General features: G+C 45.0%; 7 protein-coding genes. 6 read left to right on the top strand and 1 reads right to left on the bottom strand.

The features are described 5' to 3' along the window. The 5 genes from R7F67_RS05175 to R7F67_RS05155 all read left to right on the top strand — a co-directional run. A partial coding sequence (locus tag R7F67_RS05175) for an amino acid ABC transporter ATP-binding protein (RefSeq protein WP_318057062.1) occupies positions 1–645 on the top strand: 645 nt, incomplete at its 5' end. Beyond that, on the top strand, positions 645–1,442 hold the full coding sequence (locus R7F67_RS05170; RefSeq protein WP_005376396.1) for an amino acid ABC transporter permease: 798 nt from the start codon (positions 645–647) through the stop codon (positions 1,440–1,442). The genes R7F67_RS05175 and R7F67_RS05170, both read left to right, overlap by 1 nt. Before the next feature lie 9 nt (positions 1,443–1,451). Then, the gene (locus tag R7F67_RS05165; protein ID WP_047103554.1) at positions 1,452–2,270 is read left to right on the top strand and encodes a transporter substrate-binding domain-containing protein; all 819 of its coding nucleotides are present in this window, start codon (positions 1,452–1,454) and stop codon (positions 2,268–2,270) included. Between the two features lie 81 nt (positions 2,271–2,351). Continuing rightward, positions 2,352–3,272 (top strand): amino acid ABC transporter permease, encoded by a 921-nt coding sequence (locus tag R7F67_RS05160; protein ID WP_017820957.1) that lies wholly within the window; start codon positions 2,352–2,354, stop codon positions 3,270–3,272. A 92-nt stretch (positions 3,273–3,364) separates the two neighbouring features. After that, positions 3,365–4,183, top strand: coding sequence for an EAL domain-containing protein (locus R7F67_RS05155; RefSeq protein WP_005386068.1), 819 nt, complete (start codon positions 3,365–3,367; stop codon positions 4,181–4,183). A gap of 106 nt (positions 4,184–4,289) precedes the next feature. Here R7F67_RS05155 and R7F67_RS05150 read toward each other — a convergent pair whose 3' ends face one another. Continuing rightward, a complete protein-coding gene (locus tag R7F67_RS05150) occupies positions 4,290–4,823 on the bottom strand; it encodes an RNA-binding S4 domain-containing protein (protein ID WP_053303581.1) in 534 nt (177 codons plus the stop codon). A gap of 226 nt (positions 4,824–5,049) precedes the next feature. On the opposite strand from R7F67_RS05150, the gene R7F67_RS05145 reads away from it, so the two are divergent. Further along, positions 5,050–6,003, top strand: coding sequence for an endonuclease/exonuclease/phosphatase family protein (locus tag R7F67_RS05145; protein WP_005376401.1), 954 nt, complete (start codon positions 5,050–5,052; stop codon positions 6,001–6,003). Positions 6,004–6,005 lie beyond the last annotated feature (2 nt).

Genomic DNA, 6,005 nt, shown 5'->3' with positions numbered 1-6,005 from the left:
CATTCTGGCGAGATCGTCGTGGTGTGTGGCCCTTCAGGTTCCGGAAAATCAACGCTCATTCGTTGCATCAACCATCTTGAATCGATTCAAGAAGGCCAGCTTCATGTGTTCGACCAGCCTTCTCACGCAAAATCTCTCAAGCCCGGTAAAATCGGCATGGTGTTCCAACACTTTCACCTTTTTCCTCACTTGACTGTACTGGAAAACCTCACCTTAGCGCCGATTCGCACACTCAAATTATCAAAACAAGAAGCTGAAAAACGCGCAAAACATTACCTAAAGCGAGTCAATATTGAAGAGCAAGCGAGTAAGTATCCTATCCAGCTTTCTGGCGGTCAGCAGCAACGCGTCGCGATTGCCCGCTCCTTGTGTATGGAACCGGATTTACTCCTGTTTGACGAGCCAACTTCAGCGCTTGATCCGGAAATGATCAACGAAGTGTTGGATGTCATGGTTGAGCTGGCTCAAAGCGGAATGACGATGATTTGCGTCACGCATGAAATGGGATTTGCCAAAAAAGTAGCGAACCGCGTGGTATTTATGGATGAAGGCCAAATCTTGGAAATGAACTCTCCAGTCGCCTTATTTGAGACACCACAGCATCCACGCACCCAAGCATTTTTGAACCAAATTTTAAGTTACTGATGATAGTTCGCGTAATCAAACCTGTCCTTCAAGCTTTACTGCAAATGACGCTCCTCTTCATAGCGATTGTGTGGGTGTTGGACTCTGGTGCCGACGCTATGGGCTATCAATGGCAATGGGAGCGCGTACCTGATTACATCGCTTTTTATGAAGATGGCGAATGGTGGCCGGCAGAACTTATTGATGGGCTATTGGTCACGCTTAACATCTCTGCTATTAGTCTATTTTTTACCTTAGTGTTGGGGTTGGTCACCGCGTTACTAAGGCTTAGCGATTCGAAAGTCGGCAATGTTATTGGTACCACTTATGTCGAAGTAATACGTAACACGCCGTTGTTGGTGCAAATCTATTTACTCTACTTCGTGTTTGGCCCCGTGATTGGTTTGGACCGATTCAGCACCGCCGTTTTGGCATTATCCCTTTTCCAAGGTGCCTACACCGCGGAAATATTCCGTGCAGGTTTAAACAGTATTCCTAAAGGGCAATTCGAAGCAGCACAAACTCTCGGACTATCACCGTTTTACACCTACAAAGACGTGATTTTGCCTCAGGTTTTACAGCGCACATTACCGCCATTAACCAATGAAGTGGTTTCTTTGATCAAAAACTCTTCCATTGTAAGCGTGATGGCGATTTTTGATCTAACGACACAGGCACGCAACATCGTCTCAGAGACGGCGATGCCGTTCGAAATTTGGTTTACCGTGGCAGCAATTTATCTTGCTCTCACTCTGTCACTTTCTGGCTTGTCTGCATGGCTAGAACACAAACTCGGAGCCAGTTGGCGCAAATTATAAGGAGATAACATGAAGTTATTCAAAGCGACCATTACTGCATTATTAGGGCTAGCCATCACTATGCCTACAATCGCGAAAGAAGATGTCGCCACACCCAATGTAGATCAAATCAAAGAACGAGGCACTTTGCGCGTTGGTATGTCAACATTTGTACCTTGGGCAATGCGTAACAAGCAAGGTGAGTTAATCGGTTTTGAAATCGATGTGGCCAAACGCTTAGCACAAGATTCAGGTTTGAAAGTGGAATTCGTACCAACTGCGTGGGATGGCATTATTCCCGCACTACTGGCGAAAAAGTTCGACGTGATCATCGGTGGCATGTCGGTTACGCCTGAACGTTCCAAAAGCGTGTTGTTTACTGAGGCCTACTCGCACTCAGGCGTTCAAGTAGCAGCAAACAAAGAACTCGCCTCTGATTTTAGCAAATTCTCCGATTTTGACTCACGACGCGTAAAAATTGCGGCTCGTCGCGGCGCATTCACCGTTCAAGTAGCCAGAGAAACCTTCCCGAAAGCGAAGATTCTGCAATTTGATGACGATGCGCAAGCCTTCCAAGAGGTGCTGAATGGTAACGCCCACGCGGTCATTGCCTCTAGCCCAAAGCCAGAACATGAGACAGTGAAACACAGTGACAAGCTATTCCTTCCATTCTCTGAGCGACTATCAAAAGGTAACGAAGCCTTTGCGGTTCGCTTGGGGGAAGAAGATAAAAAGGCCTTTTTCAATAAATGGATTGAAGCAAGAACCCAAGATGGATGGTTAAAACAACGTTATGAATACTGGTTCTCGACATTAGATTGGCAAGATCAAGTCGCGCAAGGCCAGTAATCTAAATGGCTCGTGGACGCCGCGAGCCTATACTCTCCAATCATCCATTTTACTTTTCCATAACTTATCGGAGTCAAATTTTTGGGCGAACACACTACCACTCGCACAGCACCCGCGAAATCCAGCACAGGCTACCTTTTACCGCAATTAAACACACTAGACTGGGTACTACTTGTTATGTGCGGTATCGGTGGTGTTTGGCTGTACCATCGGTCCGCTGTTGGTGTGCATTATTTGTGGCAGTGGAAAGAGGCGCTTGAATTACTTTTCACGCCTAGAGCAGATGGTGGTTTGCCCTACTTCTTCCAAGGTTTGATTTCGACGTTAAGGCTCAGTATTTGGGGCATCAGCTTCGCATTAGTGTTTGGCACTTTGTTAGGCTTAGCACGCTTCTCTCGTTCCGTTTGGTTGCGCACACCTGCCAATGCGTTTATCCAGTTAGTGAGAAACATCCCTCCGTTGGTGTTTGTTTTTATTTTCTACTTTTTCATTTCTAACCAATTGATCCCGTTGCTCGGTTTGGAAGATCTTCTACGAAACTACAACGGCGAACCAAATGCGCTACAGCGCTTTCTGTTTGGGCCTTCTAACCTTTGGGAAAACCTTGCCTCTGGCGTGTTATGCGTCGGCTTACTCTCTTCTGCCTACATTGCAGAAGTTGTGCGCGGTGGTTTACAAAGTATCGACCAAGGTCAGTGGGAAGCGGCTGACTCATTGGGCTTGTCTCGATGGGTGAAATACCGATTTGTTATCGCGCCACAGGTGCTTAAATCAATAACACCTGCACTTGCCGGTCAAACCATCTCTTTGGTGAAAGACACCTCTATTGTTTCACTGATTTCGATACAAGAAATGACGTTTGTTGGGACAGAGATGGCAAATTCATCAGGGTATATATTTGAAATTTGGTTGATTGTCGGCCTTGCTTACTTCTTAATTTGTTTTGGTCTGTCACTTATTTTTCGCCATATTGAAGCAAAATCGGAAGCCATTTCAAATTAACTCAACCGCATATGTAATTAGGCACATTTGATTCTTCAAATCAGAATTGCACCCTGTTACATTGGCAAGATGCTAAATTTTCGGCGTTTTTCATGGAGTTAAAGAATCAATCCGACTACGAGCGATACATAAAACAAGATAATCTTGGTGAATATTACGTAGTTCTCAATCAATTCACTTTTCACAGTGTTTATCAGCCAATTTTTGATAGACGCCAACGTATTATTGGTATGGAAGCCTTACTGCGTATTCGTGGCATTGATGGTTCCCTAATTCGTCCTGACGTGTTTCTGGCCAATAATGGTCTTGATCCCTACTTTCGCTTATGTGTAGAGTTTTTATCCAGAGCAATGCACATTCGAAATTTTGCACGCTATTTCGCGGGGACGCCGATCAAACTGTTTCTTAACGTCATGCCTCAAACGCTACTCACACTAACCAAAGACATGGGCTTTAAAGATAACGGCCTGCTTTACAAACGCCTTTCCGAACTTGGTATGAGCCCATCAGACGTCGTTTTTGAAGTAGTCGAAGAGTCATGCGGAAATACGGATTTATTAATCAAAGCCGTACAGTTAATGAAAGCAAATGGTTTTATCTTTGCTATCGATGATTTTGGCGCCCAACATTCTGATATCGCACGTGTTCAGCAGCTCTGCCCTGACATCATCAAAATCGATCGTTCCTATTTGCTAGACTACTGCGCCGGAGAAACCTTTTCCATACATAGCGCCGTTGATCTAGCGGATCATATGGGAGCAAAAGTCATTATAGAAGGGGTTGAAGAAGACGTGCAGCTACAAGCTATGTATCAACTTAATTTGGATTATTACCAAGGCTTTTACTTAGGAAAGCCTTGCGCCATTCATCACTGGACAGATAGCCTAAACATCGAGACGACTGTGCATTAACACTGCCCACTTACAGCACAGTGAAACCAAAAAAGCGCCGATATAATATGCTCGGCGCTTTTTAGTTTTACTCAGATGTCACTTATTTAGTTAAGCGTTCATTTCCCTAGAAAAAATCAATAGAATTACGACCGCTCTTCGGATCACGAGTGGCTTGCGGTTTGTCTTCTTTTTTGCCTTTCTTAGCAGACTGAGACAACGCTTCTTTCTGCGCTTTACGTTCTTTATGCGCTGCTTTTCGGCCTGTTGACTTAGGTCCAGAGCCTTTAGCTGGCTTGCTTTGGCGAGATTTCTCTTTACGTGCAGATTGCGCTTCTTTCTTCGCTTTCTTTTCTGCTTTTTGCTCTGCCGTTTCAGGTTCGGTTACTGGCGCATCGCAAACCACAACATAATATTCCTGGTTAAACTCAAAAAAGTCACCATCATACATCTTGCGGCGCTTACGTGTTTCTAGTTCACCATTCACCGCGACGTAGCCTTCCTCGATGATATGTTTTGCTTCGCCGCCACCGCTGACCAAGTTTGCGATTTTAAAAAGCTTGTACAGTTCGATTGGATGCGCATCAACATCGATGCCAATCGCTTCGATCTCAATCTCTTCGCCTTCTAAATACTCTTCGTGGTCGTAATCTTGGGTCATGTTACTTACTCTTACTATTTGATGCCCTGAAGTTTAAACGCAATGCTTAAAAATAGAAACCTCTGCCGATGTTCAATCACCGATTCGCCTTGGCATTTGAGCACCTCTTAACCCATTTAACTTGTCGCTCGTTAGCTTGTATACCGATGCGTAGCTCAAACGAAGCTGCAATTACGCAACCTGAAGGTATATACTCTCTAAGTTATTGTTGAAAAGAGTGAATACTTTGTCTCAACCAAGTAGAATTACCTTTGTCACTGCGAACTTGTTTAATTTTGTCGCACCGCCTAACGCCTACTATGATTTCGAGAACATATACTCGTTAGAGCAATGGCGAGACAAACTTTCGTGGACGCAACGTCAAGTTGAAAAACTGGAAGGCGACGTGATTGGCTTACAAGAAGTGTTCAGTATCGAGAAGACCCAGGCATTCTTTTCAACCATCGGCTACCCCTACTTTGCGACCGTTGACACCCCACATGTTGAGGATGAGTACATTTACTCAAGCCCTGTTGTGGCAATCGCCTCTCGGTTTCCAATAGAAAAAGTACAAGCGGTAGAGTTTGACTTAGCAACGCTTGAGCCTTTTGGAGTAAGTGTTGCTCCAGAGTTCAGTCGCAAACCTATCTATGCCCAAGTAATACATCCTGTACTTGGTCATATCGCCGTTTACGTAACGCACCTGAAATCTCAACGCCCGGCCGACTCAGAACAACCAGAAACGTCTAGCACGATTATTGGGCGCTGGTTATCCACCCAGCAAAGAGGCTGGGAAGCAGCGATGTTAAGAGACGCGATGCAAAAGAGGTATCGAAAAGAACCAATGCCGACAGTGTTAATGGGCGATATGAATCAACCTATCACTCCTATCAGCGTTAACAGCGCATTGGTATCCAATACTGGTGACAGCGTCACTGAATTACAACTCAAAGATGGTTGGTTATTGCAAAGTGCCCCCCTGAAGGATGAACGCCCAGCCACGCACTATCATTTTTCCACTGGGAATGTACTCGACTATATCTTGCTCTCACAAGAGTTTGATACCTTATCAGATATATCGGTTGCCGAGGTTGTTGACTATCAGGTGTCTAACCAACATCTGATCAACCCGATTTATGACAGAGATAAAAACGCCAGCGACCACGCATTTGTGGCGCTGACGGCTGAAGTAAAGCTTTGAGC

This window comes from Vibrio sp. YT-17 (assembly GCF_033337375.1).
Classification (GTDB): domain Bacteria; phylum Pseudomonadota; class Gammaproteobacteria; order Enterobacterales; family Vibrionaceae; genus Vibrio; species Vibrio alginolyticus.
The sequence above is the reverse complement of the archived record's forward strand: the minus strand, read 5'-3'. Positions and strand labels throughout refer to the sequence as shown.